The sequence below is a fragment of the Tepidimonas taiwanensis genome, from assembly GCF_020162115.1.
Lineage (GTDB): Bacteria > Pseudomonadota > Gammaproteobacteria > Burkholderiales > Burkholderiaceae_C > Tepidimonas > Tepidimonas taiwanensis.
The window spans coordinates 617,971-644,313 of the sequence record NZ_CP083911.1 but is presented as its reverse complement, the minus strand read 5'-3'; the positions used below and the strand labels follow the sequence as shown (position 1 = coordinate 644,313).

Here is a 26,343-nt window from a genome sequence, read left to right as displayed (position 1 = left end):
CGGCGAAACCGACCGAGCGCGCGCGTCACTCCCCGTCACTGCGCACGCCCTCGACGCGAGCGCCGCGTGCAACGCGATCGGCACATCCGCCCAAGCACTTGACGCCCCCCGGACGGGGCATACCCGCTTCTGCCGCGGCGACACCCAGTGCTGCAACCACGGCGTTGCCAACAGGGCGCGCCCCCGATCCACGCTCGGTCTATGACGCCGATGTCGCCCGGTCCCACCAAGCCCACGCCGAGGGGCGCACGCAAGACGCGATCGACATCCTGCTGGGGCGCTGGGATGAAATGGTCGCGTACGGCGACACGGGATCTCTGGGTGCGTTGGCATATTGGGCCGCCGATGTCGGGGACGAGGCGTTGGCCGTGCGCGCGGCCCGTCAAGCCGCCGAGCTCGGCCAGAGCGATCGCGACCACGCGGTTTTGGCCAACGTGCTCATTCGTTTTGGGCGACTCGATGAAGCGCAGCAGGTGCTCGCCCAAATGGACCCCAACACCGAAGCGGGCCGCGCCATCCGCGGCAGTCTGGCGGTTCACCGCGCCCAAATCCACGCCGAGCGCGGCGATTGGGCCGCCGCCGAAGCAGTGCTGGATCCCCAGCGGGATGGGCTCGATGATGGCGCAAAGGAACTGCTCGGCTGGGTCAAATACCGACTTGACCGCCTTGACGAGGCGGCACAGCTCTTCGCAGCGGTGTACGGCAAGACGCGCAGCGAATCGAGCGCGCAGGGGCTGGTTTTTTCGCTGCACCGACTGCAGCGACATGACGCTTTGCTTCAATGGGTACAGCGCGACAACGACAGCGGCCCTCTGTCGCGGCTCGTTGCGCCACCGATCCGCTTGGCCCTCGCGGCCGGCTCCCCGCGTCTCACGGTTGCGCCGGACGGCCAGCTCTCATTGGCAAACGACACAGCGGCCGTGCCGCCTCCTGCAGAGGGGGGCTGGCAGATGCGCATTGAGACGGTGAGCCGGCACAAACGCGGCGTGGCCGGCGAGGGACGGCTCACCCAACACATACCCGCCACGACCCTGAGTTGGCAGGGTTTTCGTGACCGTTTGAGCCTGCGCATCGAAGCGCAAAGTGCCGACGACGGCAGCCGCTCGACCCAAGGCATCGGCTGGTACGGATGGTGGCAGCGGGACCTCGGTGGTGGGTGGTCGACACGGCTGGGACTGGGCCGCGCCTCCGTCGACGGGGTCGCGGGCCTGGGCAGCGCGCGACCGCTGTTGGGGGAAATCGGCATCCGCTACAACGAACAGCGCTGGGGAGTGGGCCTCTCGCTGGCGCGCCAGCCCGTGCAGGAGAGCCTTCTGGCCCTCAGCGGCAAGCCGGCCAGCGGGGACGACCCGGCATGGGGACAGGTTGTGCAAACGGGGTTGACCATCAGTGGCCGCCACCGGTTGCAGGACTGGGCGATCTCCTTATCGGCCACCGCGGCGTCGATCACGGGCACGGGGGTCGCGAGTAACCGCAAATTCGAACTCTACGCACGGGCGCTCAAACCCGTGGCCGGCGTGCCGTCGCTGCAGATGGGGCCCGAGCTGTTATTGTCCAGTTTTCAACGTAACCTCAACGCCTACCGCCCCGGCCATGGCGGATACTTCAGTCCGCGTGCCTTTGCCCAGGTGGGCTGGTTGGCGATTTACGACCCCAGCTGGCAAGGGCTGCAGTGGCACATCGAAGGCGGCATCGGCTACAACTGGAACCAGCAGGCAAGCGCCGCCGACAATCCCCTGACGGGCACCCGGCCCGACGCCATCGCGGCCTCGCGCGGCCAGGGGTGGGTCTACCGGCTGCTGGTGGACGCCAGCCGCCCCATTGGGCACCAGTGGAAGCTGGGCGCGTGGGTGGAGCTCCAAAAAGCTGCCAACTACCGGGACGGACGCGTGGGGCTCTACGCCAGTGGCGCACTGGATTGAGCCGCCGCCTGGCGAGCGAAGAGGCTTTATGATTGACGTTTACGTTAACGTCAATCGAGAGGAGCTCGGTCATGGAAATTGCAAGCAAGGTATTCGTGGTCACCGGCGGCGCGTCGGGGCTGGGCGAAGGCACGGCGCGGCGGCTGGCCGCGCTGGGCGGACGCGTGGTCATCGCCGACATGCAGGCCGAGCGCGGCGAAGCCGTGGCGCGCGAGATCGGCGGCGCGTTCGTGCGCTGCGACGTCAGCCAGGAAGCCGACGCCCAGGTCGCGATCGACCGCGCGGTGGCGATGGGCAAATTCATGGGCCTGGTCAACTGCGCCGGCATTGCCCCGGCGGAGCGCACCGTCGGCAAGCAAGGCCCCCACAGCCTCGCGCTCTTCCAAAAGGTGATCCAGGTCAACCTGGTCGGCACGTTCAACATGATCCGCCTTGCGGCCCAGGCGATGAGCGCCAACGAGCCGGAACCCACCGGCGAGCGCGGGGTGATCGTCTCCACCGCGTCCGTGGCCGCCTTCGAGGGGCAGATCGGGCAGGCGGCCTACGCGGCGTCCAAGGGTGGTGTGGTCGGCATGACGCTGCCGATCGCGCGCGACCTGGCCAAGCTCGGCATCCGCAACATGACCATCGCGCCCGGCATCTTCGGCACGCCGATGCTGTTTGGCATGCCGCAGGACGTGCAGGACGCGCTCGCGGCGATGGTGCCGTTCCCGTCGCGCCTGGGCCGGCCCGAGGACTACGCCAAGCTCGTGCAGCACATTTTCGAGAACGACATGCTCAACGGCGAGGTGATCCGCCTCGACGGCGCGATCCGCATGCAGCCGCGCTGACGGACGCGTCCCCGGGAAATATCGACCGGGGAACGCACCCGGTAAGATGACCCGGCACCAACGGGACCGCTATTGCTCCGACGCGGTTTTGTCTGGAGTCCCAGCGCTTTCCTCACATGCACAAAACACTGCGGGCGAGCCAAAACTTCTTCCAGCCGGATCCATAACACCGCCGCCACCGCCCGTGGACACCCCGCGCGTGCGCCGCGGCCACCGCGGGCGAGCACCACGGGCCGCCCCTGCAATCGGCAGCGGCGGCGGTACACTTTTGCGGTAACCGGTCGTCATCTCTTCCGTCCACCGACCGCCGCTAACCCCGCATGGCTGCCCCCACCCCTCAGGAAATCGCCCGCGAGGCCGTCAAACGGCTGGCAGCACGCCGCCTGCCGCCGACCCCGGAGAACTTCCAGGCTGTCTACCACGAAGTCGCTGGCACGCGACCGCTGCAGCCCTTCCCGTACGAGCAGCTGCGCCAGATCGGACAGGAGCTGCCGGAAGCCACCCCGGGGCAGCAGCGCTTCAAAGTGCTCTACAACAAAGCGGTGGCGCGCCACAGCTGGGACGACCTGCGCCGGCTGCTGGTGCAGCAGGCGTGGCCCAGCCCCGCCCCGGCGAGCGCAGCACCGGGCGTCGCCGTCGCGGAAGCGGCCGAGGCGCGGCCCACGCGGCCGCCGGCGGACGACGACCTGCCGGGCTTCGAGTACGCGTGGCGCGAAGCGGTGGCGCGGCTGCTGACGAACGTGCTGCCCGCGCTTGGCCAGGACGACCCACGCGCGCTGGAGCTGGTGCAGGACCTCGTGCAACAGCTGCGGCTGGAGGCTCCCCACCCGCCGACGCTGCGGCGACTGCTGGGCGACGTGGCGTACCGGCTCTCGTTCACCGCAGAGGAGCAGGCCGGCGTGCGCGACGGGCTGCTCGCGCTGCTGCGGCAGGTGTTCGAGCACATCGAGGATCTCAGCCCCGACAACCCGTGGCTGCGGCCGCAGTTGGGCGCCCTCGTGCAGGCGGCTCAGCCGCCGCTGACGCTGCGCCGGTTGGAGGAACTGCAGCGCCGCCTGCGCGACGTGACCGTCAAACAGGCGGAACTGCGCGAGCAGACGCTGCAGGCGCACGCCGTGATGAAGGAGACGCTGGCCGCGTTCCTGAACCGCCTGGCGCAGACGACCGAGGGCAGCGCGCACTACCACGGCATCTTCGAGCGCTGCGCCGCGCGGCTGGAAAGCGCAGCGAGCCTCGCCGAGATGGCCCCGGTGGTGCAGGAGGCGGTGCAGGCCGCGCGGGCCATGGCCGCCGACGCGCAACGCGCGGGCGACGAGCTGCGCACGCTGCGCGCGCGGGCCGAGCACGCCGAGCACGAGATCCAGCGCCTGCAGCGCGAACTCGACCAGATGGCCGAATTGGTCACGCACGACCTGCTCACCGGCGTGCTCAACCGCAAGGGTCTGCAGGAGGCGGTGGCGCAGGAGGCCGCGCGCGCCGAGCGGCACGGCAGCCCGGTGTGCATCGCGCTGCTGGACATCGATGACTTCAAGAAACTCAACGACACGCTGGGCCACCTGGCCGGGGATGCGGCGCTGCAGCACCTGGCGCAGGTGGCGCGCCAGTCGCTGCGTCCGCACGACGCGATCGGACGCTACGGCGGCGAGGAGTTTCTCCTCGTGCTGCCGGACACCGACGTCGAACAGGCGGTCGCCGTCGTGCAGCGGCTGCAGCGCGACCTGAGCGCCCACCTGTTCCTGCAGGACGACCGGCGCGTGCTGATCACCTTCAGCGCGGGCGTGACGCGCCTGCAGCCCGGCGAAGCGCTGGAGGCCGCCATCGCGCGCGCCGACCGCGCGATGTACCGCGCCAAGCGCGCCGGCAAAAACCGTGTCTTTTCCGAGTAAGCTCCCGGCCGGTACCCGCCCCTTGCGCCGATGTCCGACCGCCCGTCCCCCCTGCCGTGTCCCTCGGTCGCCGCGCCCGGGCGACGGGCGTGGTTGCGGCGGACCATCCACCTCGCCGGGGCCGCCGCGTGGCTGGCGGCCACTGGGGGGTTGACAGGGTGCGGCCGCGAGCCGCCGCTGCGCGTCGCCTACCACCCGTGGCCGGGTTATGCCCCGCTGGAGTTGGCGCGCCACATGGGGTGGTGGTCCAACGGCCCCGCCATCGAGGCGGTGCGCACGGCCTCCGCCACGCAAAGCGTCGAGCAGCTGCGCGCCGGCGCAGTCCAGGCCGCCGCGCTCACGCTCGACGAAGCGATCCGCGTGCACGCCGAGGGCACGCCGTTGGTGGTGGTGGCGCTGTTCAACCAGTCGGTCGGCGCCGACGTCGTGATGGGCGGGCCGCTGCCATCGGGCGGCGTTTGGCGGCGCGGCCTGCGCGTCGGGCACGAAGCCGGCATGGTCGGCGAGTTGATGGCACACACGTGGCTGGAACGCGTCGGGCTGCGCTACGCCGAGGTGACCCCCGTGCACATCACCCCCGACGAGCACGAAACCGCTTGGAGCCGCGGTGACATGGACGTGCTCGTGACGTAGTCGTCCCTGAAAAATTCATTTTCACGCCGCCCTTAGCCGCAGCTGGGCAGGGTTGGCGCCACTGGACTCGGTTGGCCGCCGCTGGGCGAGCCACCGGCCGATGAGGCGCACGGCCGCAATGAGGCGCAAAAAAGCTCGCCTCAAGAAGGGCACGCCCTTCTTCGTGATCATGCGCAGCAGCCAGCGGATGTTGTAGCCCGCCGCGCACAGCACCGCGTGCAGCCGGTCACCCTGCTCGCCCTTGAGGTGGCACCTGTCCATGCGGTGATCCTGCTTCAAGTGCCCGATGACCGGCTCGATGGCCTGGCGGCGCTTGAGCAGCTTGCGCTCCTGCTGCGTGAGGCGCTTGATCTTGCCGCGGTGCACCAGGCGCACATCCGCAATGTCGGCTTCCACCCCGCGGTAGCCCAGATCGGCAAACGCTGTGCTGGGCTTGATGCCAGTGTCCTGCATCAGGATCGTGGCCTGCTCCAGCTGCGCTTGCAGCGTGTGCCCGTCGTAGGGGTTGCCATGGAAGGCCCGGGCTGCGACGATGAGGCTGTGCTTCAGGGTGCTGGCAATGCCGACCTTGACGCCGAACTCGTAAGGGCAGCGGGCCTTGCCCTTGTTGATGCACTCCACCTCCGGCGCGTGCCAGGCGTAGAGCTTTCGAGTCCCGTCGGCGGTCTTTCGGTTGGCAGTCTGCGCCACCAGACGCGCCGCCTTGTTGAGGGTGTGGCCAAGAGCACTCTGGATGGCCTGCCCCAGGCGGCTGGCCTTGCGCTCGATCTCGCGCTGCAGCCTGGCCACGATCGTGCGCTGGCGCTTGATGACCCGGCGCATGCGCGCAAACTGCCGCGCGTGCGCATAGCGTCCTGCCTTGCGGGCCAGCTCCTTGCCTTCCTTGGCAAAGGTCTGCTTCAAGGCGATGCCGGCGGCCTTGGCCGCCTCCACCAGCTTGGTGCGTGCCGTCTCCAGCAGCCGGCTGTCGGTGGGGTGCGCCACCGCCTTGGGTTGTACGGTGGTGTCCACCACCACGCGCTTGAGTTCCTGCGGCTTGATGAGTCCGGTTTCCACCGCCACGTTGATGGTCTGCGCCAAGAGTTCTTCCACGCCTTCTTCGCCCAGCAGCCGGCGAAACTTCACCAGCGTCGTGGCGTCGCACGGCCGGCGATGTTCAAAGTACGCCCGCCCCGAGAAGAACTGCCATGTGGGGGTTTCGCCCCAGCGCTCGACCACCCCTTCGTCCGACTCGTTGAAGGCGTGCTTCAGATACAGCAGCGCGATCATCACGCGCAGCGGCACGCGGGGTCGGCCTGCGTTGGACGCCCGAGCTGCGCGCACCGGAGATTCGCCAAAGAGGTCCAGATCGGGCATCGCGACACCTGCGCGCGCTTTGCGCATGAACAGGTGCGACAGCCTTGCTTCCAACTCCTGCCACGGCATGCGTGAGGACAACACCGCCAGCGGATGGCGCAGGTCGATCATCTGATCGAGCCGGGCGCGGAAGAAGTCCTCGGTGGCGGGGCAGGCAAACATCGCAAAACTCCCAGAAAACGGCGCATCAGACCATCAAATCTGGGGGAAATTGTACTCGCAAACAGACAATAACACAAGAAAAATCATGCTGTTATGAATATTTCAGGGGCGACGACGTACGAGCCGGTGGCGAGCCGCCTGCGCGCGCGCGGCGTGCCGGTGCTGTTCGACAGCCGCGAGCTGCCGCGCGAACGCCCCATCCTGGACGTGCTCGCCGTGCGCACGGATGCGCTGGACGCGCACCCGCGCGGGTTGCCCGCGCTGGTGCGCTCGCTCTTCGACGGGCAGCGGCACCTGCACGAGCTGCCGATCGACAGCGCCTACCGGCTTGCGCCGTGGCTGGGCGTGGCGCGGGGTGACGTGGCAGGCACCTTCCGCGGCCTGCGGCTGATCGACTGGGCGGGTCAACGCGAATGGCTCGCCGGGCCGAACCCGCGGCTCGCGACTGCCACGCGCGGGCTGGCGACGTTCATGACCACGCTCAATGGCGGCTACGGCCTGCCCTCCGTGGTCGCCTCGCTGCCTGGGCCGGTCACGGATTTTCTGCCGCTGGAGGCGCCGTGATGCAAAGCCGCGGACCACTGGCCATCGTGCGACGCCGCCTGCGGCAGGCGGCGGGACGGTGCCTCCTGCTGCTCGGCGTGCTGTTCGGGTGGGCAGCCCCGGCGGGCGCCCAGGACCCGGCCGCGCTCACGATCGGGGTGTTGCGCTTCGAGCCGCTGCCGCTGGCGCAGCAACGCTGGGCGCTGGTGGAGCGCGCGCTGGAGCAGCGGCTGCCCGATCGGCCGATTCGCTGGCGCTGGCTGACCCTGCCCGAATTGCGGGAGGCGGTGGCCACACGTGCCATCGACGTCGTGATCACCAACCCCGGGCACGCCGTGCAGCTGCAGGCCGACGAAGGCGCGTCGCCCGCGATCGCGACGGTGGTGCGCCGTGTCGGGCAGGACACGCTGCAGGCGTTTGGGGTGGCGGTGCTGGTGCGCTCCGACAGCCCACTGCACCGCTGGGCCGACCTGGCCGGGCGCACCGTCGCCACCGTCGATGCGCAAGCCTTCGGCGCGCGGCGCCTGCCGGAATTCGAGCTGTGGCGCCGCGGGATCTCGCCCTCGCGCGTCACGTGGTTGGAAGTGAAGGGCAACGGGCACGAGGACACGATCCGCGCGTTGCTGAGCGGCCGTGCCGACGCCGCAGTGGCGCGCGAAGGGGTGTGGGAAGCCCTGGTCGCCCATGGCCAGGTCCCGGCGGGGCTGCTGCGGGTGCTGGAGCGGCAGGACCTGAGCGACTATCCCTATTCGGTGAGCACGCCGCTGTATCCCGAGTGGCCGGTGTTGACGCTGCCCGGGATGCCCGAAGAGGTTCGGCGGCGGCTCGCCGCGGCGTTGCTCGACATCGTCCCCACCGATGCGGCAGCCGGTGATGTGGCCGAACAGGTCGTCGGTTTCGTCCCGCCGGCGTCGTATGCCAGTGTCCAGCGCCTGTTGCGCGAGCTGCGCGCGCCACCCTACGGTGTACCGACGCTCACGTGGCGGGAAACCGTGCGCATCTACGCGGGGGAGATCGCCGCCGCCGTGGCGCTGGCGCTCGCGCTGCTGGCGGCGGTGGCGGTGCTGGCGTGGCAGCGCCAGCGGCTGCGGCAACTGCTGCGCGAGCAGGCACTGCTCGCGGGCATCCTGAACAGCGGCGACGTCGGCGTCCTCATCACCGATGCGCGGCAGCGCATCGTGCGCGTCAACCGTGCCTTCACCGCGATCACCGGCTACACCGCCAGCGAAGTCCTCGGCCAGACGCCCCGGCTGCTGTCCTCCGGCCGGCACGACGCCGAGTTCTACCGCCTGATGTGGGAGACGATCGAACAAGTCGGCGTCTGGCAGGGCGAGATCTGGAACCGGCGCAAGGACGGCACGACCTACCCGCAGGCCTTGACGATCTCCGCGCAGCGCAACCGACAGGGCGCCGTCGAGCATTACATCGCGTTGCTGACCGACGCAACGTGGCGCCGCCAGACGGAGGCCCGCATCAGCGAGCTGACCTACCACGACGGGCTGACGGGGCTGCTCAACCGTGTCGGCATGCGCGAGCGGCTGAGCGAAACGGTGCAAGACGCCCGCCGCGATGGGGCGATCGGCGTGCTGCTGATCGTCGACCTCGACCGCTTCAAGGATTTCAACGATGCGCACGGCCTGTCGCGCGGCGATGCCCTGCTGTGCGAGGCCGCCCAGCGGCTGCGCGCGCTGCTACCCGCTGGCGGTGAGGCGGCGCGGCTCGGCGCAGACGAGTTCGCGCTGCTCGCCCCGCCGCTGCGGCACGACCGCGCCACTGCCATGGACGCCGCCCGGGCGCTCGCGCAGCGGGTGCTGGAGGCGCTGCGCGCGCCTTTCCCGCAGGCCGACGGGGCACAACTGGCGCTGACCGCCAGCGTCGGCGTGACGCTGATCGACGGCCAGCACGACGCCGACGAACTCACGCGGCAGGCCGACATGGCGATGCACGCCGCGAAGGCCGCCGGGCGCAACACCGTCCACTTCTTCGATCCACGCCAGGAGGCGGCGCTGCGCGAGCGGCTGGACCTGCTGCAGGCGCTCGGCGGCGCCATCGCGCACGACGAGCTGCGCCTGTATTGCCAGCCGCAGGTGGACGCGGCCGGCCGTCGGGTGGGCGGCGAAATCTTGCTGCGCTGGCAGCGCGGCGACGGCACGCTCGTGTCGCCCGCGCAGTTCATCCCGCTGGCCGAGGAGTCGGGACTGATCGTGCCGATCGGCACCCACGTGTTGCGGCAGGCGTGCGCGACGCTGCGCCGCTGGCAGGACGACCCGGCGCTGGCGTCGCTGCGGCTCGCGGTCAACGTCAGCGTGCGCCAGTTCACGCAGCCCGACTTCGTCGACACCGTTGCCGCCGCGCTGCGCGACAGCGGCATCCGTGCCGACCGGCTGGAGCTGGAGGTGACGGAATCGATGTTCCTGCACGACCTCGCGCGCGCGCGCCAGGTGCTGGAGCGACTCGACGCGCTGGGGGTGACGCTGGCACTCGACGACTTCGGCACCGGGTACTCGTCGCTGGCGTACCTCGCGGAGCTGCCGTTCGACATCGTGAAGATCGACCAGCGCTTCGTCGCCCGGCTCGATGGCGGCACGAACAGCGGGTCGCGGCGCGAGCAGGCCATCGTACGCACCATTGTCACGCTGGGCCGCCAGCTCGGGCTGACGGTGGTCGCGGAGGGCGTGGAGACCGGCCAGCAGGCAGACCATCTGGTCGCGCTGGGCTGCCACGTGCTGCAGGGCTATCATTTCGGCCGCCCCGTGCCGCTGGCCGACTTCGAGGCGCAGGCGCGCCAGCCCCAGACACCGGCGACGCCGGCCTGAACGGCCCCCCGGCCCGTTGGTCACGCCCGCCCCGCCCGCCGTGACGATCCCCACCGCATTCCTGCAAGAGCTGCTCGCCCGCACCGACCTCGTCGAGGTCGTGGGGCGCTACGTCGCGCTGCGCAAAAAAGGGGTCAATTTTGTCGGCCTGTGCCCGTTCCACGCGGAAAAGTCGCCCTCGTTCACGGTCAGTCCTGCCAAGCAGTTCTACCACTGCTTTGGCTGCGGGGCGCATGGCAACGCGATCGACTTCCTGATGGCTCAGGCCGGGCTGAACTTTCCGGAGGCGGTGCGCGAACTCGCCCAACAGGCGGGGCTCACCGTGCCGCAGGACGAGCGCTCCCCTCAGGAGCGCGCGCGCGACGCCGCGCAGCGCCAGCGGCAGGCGACACTGACCGAGATCCTGGGCCAGGCGGCGCGCGCCTACCAGCGCCAGCTCAAGGCCGCGCCGCGCGCGATCGACTACCTCAAGGGCCGCGGACTCACGGGCCAGATCGCGAAGACCTTCGGGCTCGGCTACGCGCCGCCGGGCTGGCGCTTTCTGTCCACCGTGTTCGGCGACTACCAGGACGAGCGGCTGGTGGAATCGGGGCTGGTCATCGCCGCCGAGGGCGACGGCGAGCCCGACGCGCCGGGTCAGCGGCGCTACGACCGCTTCCGCGACCGCATCATGTTCCCCATCCGCAACGTCAAGGGCGAGGTCATCGGCTTCGGCGGCCGCGTGCTCGACGGCGGCGAACCGAAATATCTGAACTCACCCGAGACGCCGGTGTTCCGCAAGGGGGAGGAGCTGTACGGGCTGTTCGAGGCGCGCAGCGCGATCCGGCAGATGGGCTACGTCCTCGTGACCGAGGGCTACATGGACGTGGTGGCGCTGGCGCAGCAGGGCTTTGCGAACGCGGTGGCGACACTGGGCACCGCGTGCACCGCGGACCACGTGCGCAAGCTGTTTCGCTTCAGCGACACGGTGGTGTTTGCCTTCGACGGCGACGCGGCGGGACGTCGCGCGGCGCGGCGCGCGCTCGAAGCCGCCCTGCCCTACGCCAGCGACACGCGCAGCGTGCGTTTTCTGTTCCTGCCGCCGGAGCACGACCCGGACAGCTACGTGCGCGCGCACGGGGCCGAGGCGTTCGCCGCAGCGGTGCGCGACGCCGTGCCGCTGAGCCGCTTCCTGCTGGAAGCGGCATCGGCCGACTGCGACCTCGCGACCCCAGAGGGGCGCGCGCGCCTGAGCGTGCAAGCGCAGCCGTTGTGGAGCGCGATGCCCGAGGGCGCACTCAAGCGCCAGCTGCTGCACGAACTGGCCGACGCGGTCGCACTGGAGCCGCGCGAGCTGCTGGCCGTGTGGTCCTCCGGCCCCCGCCGCGCGGGGACACACGCCCCCGCCGCCGCACGCCCCCCGGCCGAACGCCGGGCGCGCGCCGCGCCCGCCGCGGCGATGCCGGACGACAGACCGCCGCCGCATCCGGGCGGGGCGGCGGCGCCCACCCCCCACAGCAGGCGCCGCACACCGCCTGGCCACCGACCGCACGGCCGCGCGCCGGGCGCAGCGCGCCGCGCGCGGCCTGCTCGACCGCGCCGACCGCGTCGCGCGCATCGTGCTGAGCACCCCGCAGGCGTGGGACTGGCTCACCGCCGACGACCACGCGCTGCTCGCGGAGGAACCGCCGCCGCACGGACCGCTTTTCGCGTGGCTGGAGCGGCAGTGGCTGGAGCACGGGCCGCAACCGTGGGCGGCGCTGCGTGAGGCGCTGCGCGGTGAGCCGTTCGAGGCACTGGCCGTCGCGCTGCACGACAGCGGGCTGTGGCTGGCGCGCTTCGACGAGGCCGCGACCGACGCCCCCGCCGCGACCCCGGACGAGGTGCGCACCGAACTGCGCGAACTCCTGCGGCGGCTGCGCATCGAACGGCTCAAGCGCGAGGAGACCGAATGGATCGCACGGGCGCCGCACGACCCCGACGCGCTGCAGCGCTACCGCGCGATCGTCGCGGAACGCATGCGCTTGCAACAGGGCGATGACTCGGTATAATGAAAGGTTTCGCAAGTGCGACAGCAGCACCTCCGGTCACGGCCACACACCCGATGCAGCACACCCGGGTGATCCCGCGCGGGATACGACACCCCGCCTTCGGCCACGGCGGCTGGCCCCAACGCCTGCCGCCGCCACCGCAAGGACTGCACACCAAATGTTCGCCCTCCCCGCTTGCGAAATCGGCTGGCCACCCCCATTTCGGGGCGTGGCGGGTTGCGGCGTGCGTGCCCGCGTACTTCCGTCGTCGCCTGTGTCGAGCGCCGATGGCACCGGGGCCCCGCCGGCCGCAGCCGCCGAGAGCTGGTTCGTCTTCCACCCGCCCGGGCCGTAAGCCGGGCAGAAAGCGTTTGCCGTGAGCACCCGTAACCGTAAGACCGCTGACCGATCCGATCCGACGACCGACGCCGCCCCGATGACCGCACCGGCCGAGGCGGCGGCGCCCGCGCCCGCACGCAAGCGCACCCGCAAAGCAGCCGATGCACCAGCCGACGCCCCCGCGGCGGACACCGACGTGACGGCCGCCGCGGACGGCGCCGACACCGGCACGAGCGGCACCAAGGCCCGCACCAAGACGACCGCCAAGCCCAAGGCCACGGCCAAGTCCGGCGCCAAGAGCGGCGGTGGCGCCAAGCGCGGACGCAAGGCCAAGAAAAGCGCTGACGAGGACGTGTTCGACGACGCCGATCTGGGCGCGCTCGACGACGACCTGATCGAGGACGAGGTCGAGGCTGTCGCGGACGACGTGGCCGAGGCGGACGAGACCGCCGAGCCGGTTGAGAAGGCCAAGCCGCTGCGCATGAAGCTCAGCAAGGCCAAAGAGCGCGCGCTGATGAAGGAGTTCGGCCTCGACGACACGGTGCTGACCGAGGAAGAGGCCAAGCAGCGGCGCGAGAAGCTCAAGCAGCTCATCAAGCTGGGCAAGACGCGCGGCTACCTCACGCACGCCGAGATCAACGACCACCTGCCGGACAAGCTGGTCGAGCAGGAAACGCTGGAAGTGGTCGTCTCGCTGCTCAACGACATGGGCGTGGCGGTGTACGAGCAGACGCCGGACGCCGAGACGCTGCTGCTGACCGGGGCACCCACCGCCGTCACCACCGAGGAAGAAGCCGAGGAGGAGGCCGAAGCGGCGCTGTCCACGGTGGACAGCGAGTTCGGCCGCACCACCGACCCGGTGCGCATGTACATGCGCGAGATGGGCTCGGTCGAGCTGCTCACGCGCGAGGGCGAAATCGAAATCGCCAAGCGCATCGAAGGCGGCCTGCACCAGATGATGAAGGCGATCTCGGAGTCGCCCGCGATCATCCACGACATCCTGACGCTGGCCGACGAGATCCGCGAGGGCAAGACCATCATCTCGTCGGTGGTGGACGGCTTCACCGACACCGACGAGGGGGACGACTACGTCGCCGAGGAAGATTTCGACGACTACGAGGACGATGACGACGGCAAGGGCGGCTCCAAGGCGCTGACGCGCAAGATGGAGGAGCTCAAGCGCGAGGCGCTGTCGCGCTTCGATGCCATCCGCGCGCAGTTCGACGAGCTGCGCCAGGTCTACGAGGCCGAGGGCTGGGGGACGCCGCGCTACCACGCGGTGCAGGCGGGCATCACCGACACGCTGATGACGATCCGCTTCACCGCCAAGACCATCGAGACGCTGTGCGACAAGGTGCGCCAGCAGGTGGAGACGGTGCGCAAAATCGAGCGCGAGCTGCGCCGCATCATCGTCGACAAGTGCGGCATGCCGCAGGAGAAGTTCGCCGCGGACTTCCCGCCCAACCTGCTGAACCTGCAGTGGGTGGAGCGCCAGGCCGCCGCCGGCAAGCCGTGGAGCGCGGTGCTCGGCCGCAACATCCCCGCGATCCAGGAGCTGCAGCAAAAGCTCATCGACCTGCAGGCGCAGGTGGTCGTGCCGCTGGAGCAACTCAAGGACATCCACAAGCGCATGAACGACGGCGAGGCGATGTCGCGCGACGCCAAGCGCGAGATGATCGAGGCCAACCTGCGCCTGGTGATCTCGATCGCGAAGAAGTACACCAACCGCGGGCTGCAGTTCCTGGACCTGATCCAGGAGGGCAACATCGGCCTGATGAAGGCGGTGGACAAGTTCGAATACCGCCGCGGCTACAAATTCTCGACCTACGCCACGTGGTGGATCCGGCAGGCCATCACGCGCTCGATCGCCGATCAGGCGCGCACCATCCGCATCCCGGTGCACATGATCGAGACGATCAACAAGATGAACCGCATCAGCCGCCAGCACCTGCAGGAGTTTGGCGTCGAGCCGGATGCGTCAATCCTGGCGGCCAAGATGGACATGCCGGAAGACAAGATCCGCAAAATCATGAAGATCGCCAAGGAGCCGATCTCGATGGAGACGCCGATCGGCGACGACGACGATTCGCACCTGGGCGACTTCATCGAGGACACGACCAACGTCGCGCCGGTCGACGCGGCGATGCAGGCCGGCCTGCGCGAGGTGGTCAAGGAAATCCTCGACACCCTCACCCCGCGCGAGGCCAAGGTGCTGCGTATGCGCTATGGCATCGAGATGTCCACCGACCACACGCTCGAGGAGGTCGGCAAGCAGTTCGACGTCACGCGCGAGCGTATCCGCCAGATCGAGGCCAAGGCGATCCGCAAACTCAAGCACCCGAGCCGCTCGGAGAAGCTGCGCAGCTTCCTCGACAACCTCTGAGGCCCCTGCAGCGGGGGGGGGGGCGACGGGCCCTCGCCGCGGCCGAGGCGTCTCCCGGCCGTCGTGGATCGAAGCAGGTGCGGCCCCATCGCCGCACCGCTGATGGGAACTCACCCGTTCTGTCAATGTCCCTTCTGGGGACTGCGCCGCACACTTATGGCGGTGCGTGAACGCCCCGGTGCACAGCTGCGATGCGCCACGCCGGCCCGTACCCCTGTGGGGTTGGGGTGGGGTCGACTTTGCGTTCCTCAACAAGCGTGATAAGGTCTATGCCATCGTGTTGAACACCCCGCACGGTTGGCATGACCTCATCCGCAAACGCCAGCACCTCTGCCCCGTCGGCCCCTGCCCCTGAGGGCGACGCGCCACTGACTTTTGTCGACTGTCCGGCACCAAGCCCTGCGGCGCCGGCGTGCAACGCGAACACGTGGCGCGTGCTCGTGGTCGACGACGACGACGACGTGCACGTGGCCACGGCATTTGCGCTGGACTATGTGGAAATCTTGGGGCGCGGGGTGCGCCTGACACATGCCCGCAGTGCGCAAGAGGCGCGTGAGATCTTGCTGCGCGAGCGGGACTTCGCGGTCGTGCTGCTGGACGTGGTCATGGAGACCACAGACGCCGGCTTGCAGCTCGTGCACTTCATCCGCGAGACCGCGGGACTGTCGGCGCTGCGCATCGTGCTGCGCACGGGGCAGCCCGGTTACGCGCCCGAGCAGCAGACGCTGGAGCAGTACGACATCAACGACTACAAGGCCAAGAGCGAGTTGACCCGCCCGCGCCTGCTGGCCACCATCACGGCGGCGGTGCGCTCCTACCAGCAGATCCGCAGCATCGAGATGAGCCGCCGTGGTTTGCAGCGCATCATCGATGCCTCGGCGGATCTGCTGGCGCGCCATGGGCTGCGCGCCTTTGCCGATGGCGTGCTGACCCAACTGGCGGCGCTGTTGGACACGGAACCCGAAGGGCTGGTGTGCGCCCACGCCTGCAACGGACAAGCCCCCTACACCGTACTGGCCGCGGCGGGTGTGTACGCGGACCTCATCGGTCAACCACTGGACGCGCTGGGCGACCACCCCTCGGTACAGCGGTTGATGCGGGCGATGCAGCAACGCCGCAGTCTCTACCTGCCGCAAGAAACCGTTTTGTTCGTGCAGGGTCAAGACGCCATCGATTTGGCCGTCTACCTACCGCTGGCACATCATCTGGAGCCCGACACCCAGCGGCTCATCGATGTTTTTTGCCTCAACCTCAGTGCCTACTTGCGCAATTTGTCGCTGATCGAGCGGCTGCAACAACTGGCGTATCGCGACGCGCGGCTGGAGCTGCCCAACCGAACGTGGTTGGTGGAGCGCATAGGGCAGCTCGTGGGCGACGATCGGGCTGGCGGATACGCGCTGGCCATCGTCGACATTGACGACTTCAGTGGCATCAACGAGCTCATGGGCCACGAGTTCGCCGACGATGTGCTGCAAGCCCTCATCGAGCGGCTGCGCGCGAGCCTGCCCACTTACGTCGAGATGGCGCGGGTATCGGGCGATGGGCTGGCGCTGCTGGGGCCGCAGCGCGAGCGCTGGTTGCCCACCTTGCCGCTGGCGTGGCAAAACCCCGTGCGGGTACGCGGACAGCCCTTCCAAATTCGCGCCACCGTCGGCTGGGTCAACGCCGAGGATTTCGAGCAAAGTGGCATGCACGCCATCAAAAACGCCGCCACCGCGCTCAAAGACGCCAAGCGCCACGCGCGCGGCGGCGTGGTGCAGTACGCGCGCACCATGAGCGTGCGCAGCCGACACCACGCGGAGCTGCTCGACCGGCTGCACCACGCTTTTCACGAACACGAACTGTTTTTGGTCTACCAGCCCCAGGTCGACTTGGTTACCCGCGCCGTCATCGGTGCCGAAGCGCTGCTACGCTGGCGGCGACCCGACGGACAGCTCATCCCGCCGGATACTTTTATTCCCGTTGCGGAGCAGTCCGGTCTGATCGATGCACTGGGTGCGTGGGTCATGCAGCAAGCGTGCGCCGATCTGCGCAGCTTGCATCAGCAAGGTATCGGCCTGCCCCGGGTGGCCGTCAACGTCTCCGCCGTCCAGTTTCGCAGTCCTTGTCTGCTGGAGCGCATCCAGCAAGCCCTGCAGCGCCATGAGCTTTCGGCGCACCATCTCGAGCTGGAAATCACGGAGTCGGTCGCGATGCTGAGCGACGCGCAGGTCGAACCGCTGCTGCGGCAGATGCGCGGCATGGGTATTGGCATCGCGCTGGATGATTTTGGCACAGGCTACTCCTCGCTCGCTTATTTGGAGCGGCTACCGCTCGATCGCATCAAAATCGATCGAGGCTTCGTGCAACAGCTGGGCCAAAACACCCACGGCGCACGCATCGCCGAGGTCATCATCGAGCTGGGACAACGGCTGCAGCTGCCCGTGCTGGCCGAGGGCATCGAAGACGAAGCCTCGTGGCGGCAGCTGCGCGAGATGGGCTGCCAGGCCGGGCAAGGCTACTGGTTCTCGCCCCCCATGCCGCTGTCGGCGTTGGTCACGTGGTGGCAACACTGGCATGAGAGCGGTATCGCGCGCGCCGATTAGGGGCAGCCGCCGACGCTTTTTGCTCGCGGTGGCGACTGCGGCCCTGGGCACGGTGGGCTGCGGTGACCGGCCGGCGTTGCGGGTGGGGCTGCTCAATACTTTCAGCGGCACGCTCAGCGACGCCGGGGCGGACATGCGCGACGGGGCGTTGCTGGCCTTTGAGGACGCCAGTCCTCGCGTGGCCGTGCAGTGGTTCGAGTACGACGACGAGGGACGGGTCGACACCCTGCCCGCACTGGCGCGCCGGATGCAGCGGGATCGGATTGAGGCGGTTCTCGGCCCCGCAACGAGCACTTTGTCCAAAGTGTGGCTGCCCTACGCGGACACCCACCGGTGGCTCACCATCTCCCCCACCGCAACTGCGGTGGGCCTCAGTGGCCATGACGATCACTTTTTCCGGGTCTGCTCCAATACCGAGAGCGACGCACGGCTGGCCGCTGAGCAGATGGCGCGGCACGTGCAGCCCCAACGGGTCACCGCGGTCTACCACACCGCCAACGCGCTGTTCTCGCAGAGTTGGGCAGACGTTTTTCTCAAAACGTTTGCCGGCATGGGTGTATCGCAAACGCGCTTGTTGCCTTATGACCCACAAGCCCCCGGTGGCGACTGGCTGCCGGGGCTCGTCGAGGCCATCCTGACGCAGCCACCGGACTTGCTCGCCCTGGCCACCCCAACGGCCGATACGGTACGCATCGTGCAGCGGCTGGCGCGCTCCGCCTTCCGGCCTGTCATCGTCTGCAGCGACTGGGCGGCCATGGGTCCGCTGCTGGACTGGGGCGGACAAGCCATCGAGGGCGTCTATCTCGCCCACGAGTTCGACCCCGACTCGCGTCAAGGTACTTACCAAACATTCGTGCAGCGCTTTGTCCAAACCTACGGCCGCCAGCCCCATGGTGAGCACGTGCGCGCCTACGACGCCGCCAGCGTCCTGATGCGCGCAGCCATCGAGCGTGCCGACGGGGAATCCCTCAAAGCGGCGGTACTGCGGCTGCGGCGCTTCGACGGCCTGCAAAGCCCGATCGTGTTTGACGATTGGGGCGACTGCATCCGCCCGTTGCACCTGAGCGTGATCCGGCAGGGGCGGCTGGAGCGCGTATGACGCGAGGATGGGCAACCGTGATGCGCCGCTGGACGCTGCGGCACTTGCTGTTGGGGATTTTTGCGGTCACCCTCTTGGTGGCCCTGGTGGTGGCGAGCACATTGGTGGTGGGGTGGCGGTTCCCCGAGCTACTCGCCCGACAGGAGCAGCAGCAGGCGCGTTTGGCCGCCTCACTGGCATACGTGGTGGAGAGCGAGCTGCGCAGCACCGAGCGCATCCTCACCACGCTGGCAGCCACACTCGACCACACGCCGTCGTCCAGCAGCCCTCCCCTCACCTCGCACGACGATGCGTCGCTGCTGCCCGCACCGCCGGCCGACGGTGCGCTGGCGGTGTTGCTGCGCTTGGACACCCGTGGCACCATCGTCGCGCTCCAACAGGCCCCCTTCATCCTGCCCGCTGCACAGCCCATCCTGAGCTTGGGAGACGACGCCCGTGGGTTGCCGCCGGTAGGGGCGGCACGCAACCGCACCGCGCTGGAGTGGTCGGGAGTGTACCTGTCGCCATTTTCGCTGCAGCCGGTGGTGGGTGCCGCGATGCCGTTGCGTGGCGGCTGGCTGGTGGCCGAGATGGATGTGCAGCGGCTCACCGCGCTGGCCTCGTCCTCGCCGTGGCGAGGGCAAGCCCACGTGCTCATCAGCGACGCCACCGGCACCGCCATCCTCACCGATGATCCGCAAGAGCGCCTGCAACGGCGGCGCATCCTGCCGCTGGACGCGTTGCAGGCCGTGCGCCAAAGCGGCCACTGGATCGGGCGGCTCGATCGCCAGGCGCAGCGGCTGTGGGTGCACACCGTTCAGTTGCAACGCGTCAATTGGCTGGTATCGGTGGGCGTGACGCAACGCGACATCTACGAGCCCCTGTGGGTCACGGCATTGACGGTATTGCTCACCGCCGCGGCTGCGGCGCTGGTGGGTGCGCTCCTGACAAGCCGCGCGGCGACGATGTTGCAACGACGCATGGGAAACCTCATCGAGTTTGCTCGCGGTGTGGCGCAGGGGGCGTACCCCACGCTGCGCAGCCACAGCCACTTGCGCGATGTGGCGGACCTGGAGCAAGCGATGTCGGACATGGCCGACCGCGTGCGTCGACGCGAGCACCAGCTGCACGCCATCATCGACTCCACCCCCGGTGTGGCGGTGCAAATCTACTCGCGCAGCGGCCACGTCGTCGAGTGGAACCGCGCGTCGCACAGTATCTTGGGCTGGTCGCGCGAGCAAGCATTGGGCAAGCGCCCCGTGGAGCTGTTTTACGACGAGCAGCAGCAAGCCGCGTTCGAAGCGCTCTTGGCCAGTATCGATCGCGACGGCGGTGCGGCTGGCCCTTTCGAGGGAACGGTGCGCACCATGGACGGGCAGACGCGGTGGTTGCTCTCGACGCTGTTTGCCATCCCTGCCGTTGACGGCGCAACACGCCTGTTTGTCTGCATGGACGTGGACATCACGGCACAAAAATCCTTGCAAACCGCGTTGCGCCAACTCAACAGCGAGCTGGAGCAGCGGGTGCTCGAGCGAACGCAACACCTGCAACACGCCAACGCAGAGCTGGCGCAGGCATTGCAACACCTGCAACAGGCGCAAGATCAGCTGGTGCAAACCGAAAAATTGGCGGCTCTGGGGAGCTTGGTGGCCGGCGTTGCCCACGAGATCAACACCCCCGTGGGCAACGCGCGCATGGCTATCAGCACCCTGCAAGAGCACCTGCGCGCGTTCGAATCCCGCTGGCGCGAGGGTTTGCGCCGAAGCGACCTGCAAACGCTGCTGCAGCACGTGGAGCGCGGAACCGACATCGCGCTGCGCAACCTCGGCCGCGCGGCCGAGTTGGTCAGCAGCTTCAAGCAAGTGGCGGTGGATCAAACCAGCTCGCAGCGCCGACAGTTTCACCTGCACGAGGTGGTGCAGGAGATCTTGCTGACCCTGACACCGCAGCTCAAACATACCCCCTACACCGTGAGCGCGGCTGTCCCCTCGGACATCGCTCTGGACAGCTACCCGGGCCCGCTGGGGCAAGTGCTGACCAATCTGGTGCAAAACGCGCTCATCCACGGCTTGGCCGGGCGGGATCACGGCTCCATCCGCATCGAGGCCAGTCAAGACGCCACCCACTGGCGCTTGCGCGTCAGTGACGACGGCGCGGGCATGACGGAGGAGGTGCGTCGACGCGCCTTCGACCCGTTTTTTACGACACGGCTCGGACAGGGCGGCAGCGGTCTGGGGCTGCACATCGTGCACAACGTGGTCACCGGCATGTTGGGCGGCCGCATTGAGCTCGACACGGCCCCAGGGCGCGGCACGGCTTTCACGATCGTCTGCCCCAAAGTCGCCCCGCGCAACTCGGCTACGCCAGCGCCTCCAGCGCCATGACCGCCGTGGCGGTGTTGGAGATCGGGATGTGGTAGTGGCGGTGCACGCAGCGCACGCCGCTGCCCACCTCGGTCAGTGTCGCGCCCTTCACCAGTGCGCCCCCAGCTGGCCAACCAGCCCCGCGGACAACCGTCGACCATTGGTTAGCAGCTGTCACGCTCGGCGGCCCTACTTTTGATTGCCCGACAACACAGCCGCCTGCCGTCATGTTCTGGGTTCAGAATGTCGCCGAGAGCCTGACGCTGCCGTTTTGCGCCAACCGACAAGCTGATATCTACCCATGGAATAACGGCACCCCCGGGTCGGTCGTGTACGGCTGCGATCGGACAGGTCGGTCACTTTCCAGCGGGCCGCACGGTCCCGCGACACTCCCCGAACCCGATGCGCACCGTGCCGGGGCGCTCGCACCAGCCGCGCAGCACCACCGTGTCCCCGTCCTCGAGAAAGGTACGCTGCTCGCCACTGGGCAGCGTCAGCGGCTGCTTGCCGCCCTGCGTAAGTTCGATGAACGCGGCCGCCTCCTCCGGTTTCGGGCCGGAGAGCGTGCCGGTGCCCAGCAGATCCCCCGGCTGCAGGTTGCAGCCGTTGACCGTGTGGTGCGCCACCATCTGCGCCACGGTCCAGTAGGCGTAGCGGTAGTTCGTCCGCGCGACGGGGTGTGCGGGCATGCCCTGCTCGGCCATGCGCGCGGTCTGCCATTCGATGCTGAGGTGGATGTCGAAGGCGCCGCGGGCGCGGTTGTCGGCGCTCTCCAGATACGGCAGCGGCTGCGGATCGGCCGCCGGCCGCTCGAACGGTACGCGGTACGGGGCCAGCGCCTCCAGCGTCACGACCCAGGTCGAGATGGTGGTGGCGAAGTTCTTCGCGAGGAACGGCCCGAGCGGCTGGTACTCCCACGCCTGGATGTCGCGCGCCGACCAGTCGTTGAGCAGCACGATGCCGAACACGTGCGACTCCGCCTCGGCGATCGGGATCGGCTCGCCCAGCGCGTTGCCTGGGCCGACGAAGACGCCGAGCTCCAGCTCGATGTCCAGCCGACGGCTGGGGGCGAGCACCGGCGCGGCCGCGTCCGGTGCCTTGACCTGCCCGCGCGGGCGCCGGAACGCCTGTGGCGACACGCCGATGCTGGAGCTGCGCCCGTGGTAGCCGATCGGCACCCATTGATAGTTGGGCAGCAGCGGGTTGTCGGGCCGAAACAGCCGCCCGATGTTCGTCGCGTGGTGGATGGAGGTGTAGAAGTCCGTGTAGTCGCCGATGCGCGCGGGCAGCCCGTATTCCGCTTCGGCCTGCGGCACGAGGCACGGCTCCACGAGGGCCCGCAGCGGGCTGCCCTCGCGCAGCGCACGCGACAGCGCCAGCCGCAGCGCGCGCCAGTGCGCGGGGCCGAGCGCCATCAGCGCGTTGAGCTGCGGCTCGGCACCGGCCGCGAGTGCCTCGGCGGCCAGCCCATCGAACGGGTGCCCGCAGTGCAGCGCGGCCAGATCGACGATCGCGTCGCCGATCGCCACCCCGCCGCGCCAGGCCTCACCGCGGTCGCGGCGGCGAAAGCTCGCGAACGGCAGGTTCTGGATCGGAAAGTCGTGGCCGGGCCAGTTGGCGCTGTCCACCCAGCTGCGCAGGGTGGGATCGTGGGTTTCATTGAGCATCGGTGCGTGGGAGCTGCGGGTCATGGGTGTGGGGTCAAAAGGAGTCAAGGCTTGCGTGGGGTGTGGCAATCCACACTCGGGTACAACGTCCAGCAAAACGCCCGTCGGGGACTTCCCGAATCGTTTAGTCGAACGTCCGTTGGGCGTGTCGGCGCGCCAGCGCGATGGCCTCGGACAGGACGGCGCGGTCGCCAACGTGGTTGGCGAGGATCAGCACCAACTTGGCCAGGAACATTTCCGCCTGTTCGTCGCTGAGGTCGCGCTGGGCGTCGATGAGTTCCTCGTAGAAGGCGTCGGGCTCGGCGATGTGGGGTTCGCGGTTCAGGGGCATGGTCGGGCTCCGGTGGGAACAGACACGCGGGCGGAGGGGCGTCAGGCGACGCAGTGGCCCAGCGCACGCTCCAGCGCCGCCTGCGCGGCAGCGGCGTCGAAGCGGCGCCAGCGGGCCGCGACGTACTGGTCCGGCCGGATCAGGTACACCGTGCCGGGCTGGCCATCGTAGCGCTGGGTGAGCACACCGGTACGGTCGACGATATCGCGGCCGACTTCGAGCACACGCGCCTCGACGCCGCCGACGCGCACCGGCTGCGCCGGGCCGAAGCTCAGCAGCACGAAGCCGTCGCCCAGTTGCTCCAGCAACCACGCTGGGCGGCCGTCGACCTCGATCGGCGCGTCGGCGCAGTTGGTGCCCGGGGTCATGCGGCCGGCGAACGGCTCGGCGTCCGGGGTGTTGAGCGGCGAGTGGACATAGGGCGTCGGCGTCGACAGCCGCCCGCTGTTGACCAGCGGGCGCGCAAACGGCTCGGTACGCGCCAGCTCCAGCACCGCGTTGCGCAGCCGCAGCGAGGTGCGGCTCTTGGGCGTGATGAAGTCGGTGGAGCGCGTCGAGTGGCGCAGGTTGTCGTCGGCGGCGAAGGCCCGCTCTTCGTGGTAGGTGTCGAGCAGCGCTTCGGGCGCGTCGCCGTCCAGCACCGCCTTGAGCTTCCAGCTCAGGTTGTCGCAGTCCTGTACGCCGCTGTTGGCGCCGCGGGCGCCGAAGGGCGAAACCTGGTGCGCCGCGTCCCCGGCGAAGATCACCCGCCCGTGGCGGAAGCGGTCGATGCGTCGGCACGCGAACTGGTACACCGACACCCACTCCAGCTCGAACGGCACGTCCGGCCCCAGCATGGCCTGGATGCGGGGGATGACCTTTTCGGGCTTCTTCTCCTCGTTCGGATCGGCGTCCCAGCCGAGCTGGAAGTCGATGCGCCAGACGTTGTCCGCCTGCTTGTGCAGCAGCACGCTCTGGTGCCGGTGGAACGGCGGATCGAACCAGAACCAGCGCTCGGTGGGAAAGTCCGCCTTCATCACGACGTCGGCAATGAGGAAACGGTCCTGAAAAAACTGCCCGGTGAAGTCCGCGCCGATCATGCGGCGCGTGTCGCTGCTGGCACCGTCGCAGGCGATCAGCCACGACGCCTCCATCTGGAAGATGCCGTCCGGGGTCTCAACGGTGAGGACGACGTGGTCGGGCTGCGGATCGACGGCGAGCACCTTGTGCTTCCAGCGCAGGTCGACCCGCGGCGACGCATCGCACGCGCGCACCAGGCGCTCCTCCAGGTAGTACTGCTGCAGGTTGATCATCGCGGGCATCTTGTGGTGGTCTTCCGGCAGCAGGTCGAACTGGTACACCAGCTCGTCGCGGAAGAACACCTTGCCGACCTTCCACTGCACCCCCTGCGCAACGAGGTCCTGCGCGATGCCGAGCCGGTCCCAGATCTCCAGCGGGCGCTTGGCGTAGCACACCGCGCGCGAGCCAACGCTGACGGTGTTGTTGTCGTCCAGCAGCACGGTCGGGATGCCCCGCGCGGCGCAGTCCAGCGCCTGCGTCAGGCCCACCGGCCCAGCCCCGATGATCACCACGGGGTGGCGCACCCGCTGGCCGCTGCGCTGCTCGTCGCTCTGGCGGTAGGCGTACTGGGGGTAGGTGTAGGTGTGCAACATGGTCGGGGCTCCTGCAGGGGGCGCGGCACCGCCCCGGCCCCCGCCGCAACCTGCGCTGCGGGGGCTCGGTGGCACCACGGCCGACGGCGCGGCGCCGTCAGTCGACGGCGTGGAATTCCTTCTCGTGCATCCAGGCGGCGTGCTTGGGCGCGCGCTTGGTACGCGCCCATTCCTCGAGCATCTCCCACTTCACGGCGTCGAGCCGCTCGTACATGTCGGGCGTGCCGACGTCGGCCGCCAGCTCGATGCGGTGGCCGTTGGGATCGAAGAAGTAGATGCTCTTGAAGATCGTGTGGTCGGTGATGCCGACGACCGGGATGCCGGCCGCCTCCAGCCGCGCCTTGGTGGCCTCCAGCGTCTCGACGCTGTCGACCTTGAACGCGATGTGCTGCACCCACTCCGGCGTGTTGGGGTCACGCCCCATCGCGGGCGAGTTGGGCAGCTCGAAGAACGCCAGGACGTTGCCCTGCCCCGCGTCCAGAAAGACGTGCATGTAGGGATCGGGCGCCTTGGTCGAGGGCACCTGGTCCTCGGCGATCGCCAGCACGAATTTCATGTTGAGGTGCTTGACGTACCACTCGACGGTTTCCTTGGCGTCCTTGCAACGGTACGCGACGTGGTGGATGCGTTGAATTTGCAGCATAGCGGGGGCTCCTGTGCGTTAGGGGTCGTGAAGCCGGCACGTGGTCAGCCTTCGAGCGCCGCCCACATCTGGCGGTCGCGCTCGGCGGTCCAGATGCGGGGGTCGGGGTATTGCGTGACTTCGTCGTAGCAGCGCGTCACGTCGAACGGCATGCAGTGATCGAAGATCACCCAGTGCCCGTATTTGGGCTTGAGCCGCTCGTAGGTCTCGCGGTAGACGGTCTTGAGGTCCTTGCCGGCGGCGACGCCCTCCTGCACACAGGCGCGCACGTCGGAGATGAACGCCCGCGTGCCGGCGAGCCCCGCCTGCACCTGCTCCGGCGTCGTCAGCGCCGCGCCGCGCCCGGGCACGAGCTTTTGCGGCTGCAGCGCCGCGATGCGGTCCAGCGTCTGCGGCCAGTCGGCGAAGTACGCGTCCCCTGCGTAGGACGTGGCGTCGAACTCGACCAGGTCGCCCGAGAACAGGATCTTCTCCTGCGGCAGCCACGCGACGGTGTCGCCCTTGGTGTGGCCACGCCCGAGCTGCAGCAGTTGCACTTCCAGCTTACCGAGCCAGATCGTCATCTTGCCAGTGAAGGTGATGGTCGGCCACGTCAGCCCGGGCGGCACCGATTCGACCGCGCGGAACAGCCGCGGGAAGCGCCCGATCTCGCTGGCCTTGTCGGCTTCACCGCGCTCGACGATGAGGTCGTAGGTGTCCTGGCTGGCGATGATGTGCTCGGCCCCGTAGGCGCTGGCGCCCAGCACACGCACCGCGTGGTAGTGCGACAGCACCACGTATTTGATCGGCTTGTCCGTGACCTCGCGGATGCGGCGGATGACGTCCTGCGCCATCACGGGGGTGGCCTGGGTGTCGATCACCATCACCGCGTTGTCGCCGATGATGACGCCGGTGTTGGGGTCGCCCTCGGCGGTGTAGGCGTAGGCGTGGTCGGACAGCCGGGTGAAGCTGACCTGCTTATCCTGCAGGTCGGCCTGGCTGGCGAAGGCTTTGGTGCTCATCGGGAAACTCCGGGGAGGAAAACGCGCGTGTGTTCGTTCATAGCAAACGCGTTTGTCATACAACAACGTGGATCATACGGCACAACGTTGTACCATGTCTAACGAATTTGACTAAGTAAAAACCCCTAGCCGCGACGCGCCGGA

Annotated in this window: 16 protein-coding genes and 1 pseudogene; 11 read left to right on the top strand and 6 right to left on the bottom strand. The window is 68.8% G+C overall.

Features of this window, described 5'->3' with window-relative positions; all coding sequences use genetic code 11:
* The first annotated feature begins 164 nt into the window (after positions 1-164).
* The 4 genes from LCC91_RS02995 (at position 165) to LCC91_RS02980 (ending at position 5,271) form a co-directional block, all read left to right on the top strand.
* Positions 165-1,922, top strand: coding sequence for a cellulose synthase subunit BcsC-related outer membrane protein (locus LCC91_RS02995; RefSeq protein WP_185974935.1), 1,758 nt, complete (start codon positions 165-167; stop codon positions 1,920-1,922).
* 71 nt (positions 1,923-1,993) lie between these two features.
* Entirely contained in the window at positions 1,994-2,752 is a 759-nt protein-coding gene (locus LCC91_RS02990) for a 3-hydroxyacyl-CoA dehydrogenase (protein WP_043703094.1), read from the top strand.
* 320 nt (positions 2,753-3,072) lie between these two features.
* On the top strand, positions 3,073-4,638 hold the full coding sequence (locus tag LCC91_RS02985; RefSeq protein WP_043703092.1) for a GGDEF domain-containing protein: 1,566 nt from the start codon (positions 3,073-3,075) through the stop codon (positions 4,636-4,638).
* Positions 4,639-4,668: 30 nt separating this feature from the next.
* A complete protein-coding gene (locus LCC91_RS02980) occupies positions 4,669-5,271 on the top strand; it encodes a type 2 periplasmic-binding domain-containing protein (RefSeq protein WP_143898541.1) in 603 nt (200 codons plus the stop codon).
* Positions 5,272-5,292: 21 nt separating this feature from the next.
* Here the strand turns inward: LCC91_RS02980 and LCC91_RS02975 are convergent, their stop codons facing one another.
* Positions 5,293-6,789, bottom strand: a complete 1,497-nt coding sequence (locus LCC91_RS02975; protein ID WP_224440884.1) for an IS5 family transposase — start codon at positions 6,787-6,789, stop codon at positions 5,293-5,295.
* A 93-nt stretch (positions 6,790-6,882) separates the two neighbouring features.
* Between LCC91_RS02975 and LCC91_RS02970 the strand changes: the two genes are divergently transcribed.
* From LCC91_RS02970 to LCC91_RS02940, 7 genes and pseudogenes are all read left to right on the top strand, one after another.
* Positions 6,883-7,353, top strand: coding sequence for a type 2 periplasmic-binding domain-containing protein (locus tag LCC91_RS02970; RefSeq protein ID WP_185974889.1), 471 nt, complete (start codon positions 6,883-6,885; stop codon positions 7,351-7,353).
* Entirely contained in the window at positions 7,353-10,148 is a 2,796-nt protein-coding gene (locus tag LCC91_RS02965; RefSeq protein WP_058616223.1) for an EAL domain-containing protein, read from the top strand. Before LCC91_RS02970 ends, LCC91_RS02965 begins: the two co-directional genes overlap by 1 nt.
* Positions 10,149-10,188: 40 nt before the next feature.
* Positions 10,189-12,178, top strand: a pseudogene (dnaG, locus tag LCC91_RS02960) (DNA primase).
* A gap of 415 nt (positions 12,179-12,593) precedes the next feature.
* The gene (rpoD, locus tag LCC91_RS02955; RefSeq protein ID WP_058616224.1) at positions 12,594-14,879 is read left to right on the top strand and encodes an RNA polymerase sigma factor RpoD; all 2,286 of its coding nucleotides are present in this window, start codon (positions 12,594-12,596) and stop codon (positions 14,877-14,879) included.
* A gap of 302 nt (positions 14,880-15,181) precedes the next feature.
* The gene (locus LCC91_RS02950) at positions 15,182-17,464 is read left to right on the top strand and encodes a putative bifunctional diguanylate cyclase/phosphodiesterase (RefSeq protein ID WP_082007700.1); all 2,283 of its coding nucleotides are present in this window, start codon (positions 15,182-15,184) and stop codon (positions 17,462-17,464) included.
* Complete coding sequence (locus LCC91_RS02945; protein ID WP_082007699.1) at positions 17,436-18,563, top strand: ABC transporter substrate-binding protein; 1,128 nt, start codon at positions 17,436-17,438, stop codon at positions 18,561-18,563. Before LCC91_RS02950 ends, LCC91_RS02945 begins: the two co-directional genes overlap by 29 nt.
* 20 nt (positions 18,564-18,583) lie before the next feature.
* Positions 18,584-20,926: a sensor histidine kinase gene (locus tag LCC91_RS02940; RefSeq protein WP_052231741.1), complete on the top strand. Its 2,343-nt coding sequence runs from the start codon at positions 18,584-18,586 to the stop codon at positions 20,924-20,926.
* Positions 20,927-21,261: 335 nt separating this feature from the next.
* Here the strand turns inward: LCC91_RS02940 and fahA are convergent, their stop codons facing one another.
* The 5 genes from fahA to LCC91_RS02915 all read right to left on the bottom strand — a co-directional run bounded on the left by fahA (position 21,262) and on the right by LCC91_RS02915 (position 26,199).
* Positions 21,262-22,596, bottom strand: a complete 1,335-nt coding sequence (gene fahA / locus LCC91_RS02935) for a fumarylacetoacetase (RefSeq protein ID WP_082007697.1) — start codon at positions 22,594-22,596, stop codon at positions 21,262-21,264.
* Between the two features lie 100 nt (positions 22,597-22,696).
* On the bottom strand, positions 22,697-22,903 hold the full coding sequence (locus LCC91_RS02930; protein ID WP_043703084.1) for a DUF2783 domain-containing protein: 207 nt from the start codon (positions 22,901-22,903) through the stop codon (positions 22,697-22,699).
* Between the two features lie 41 nt (positions 22,904-22,944).
* Complete coding sequence (locus tag LCC91_RS02925) at positions 22,945-24,555, bottom strand: FAD-dependent oxidoreductase (protein ID WP_043703082.1); 1,611 nt, start codon at positions 24,553-24,555, stop codon at positions 22,945-22,947.
* 97 nt (positions 24,556-24,652) lie between these two features.
* Positions 24,653-25,198, bottom strand: a complete 546-nt coding sequence (locus LCC91_RS02920; protein WP_390612128.1) for a VOC family protein — start codon at positions 25,196-25,198, stop codon at positions 24,653-24,655.
* Positions 25,199-25,242: 44 nt separating this feature from the next.
* Positions 25,243-26,199 (bottom strand): MBL fold metallo-hydrolase, encoded by a 957-nt coding sequence (locus tag LCC91_RS02915; protein WP_143897807.1) that lies wholly within the window; start codon positions 26,197-26,199, stop codon positions 25,243-25,245.
* Positions 26,200-26,343: the final 144 nt, after the last annotated feature.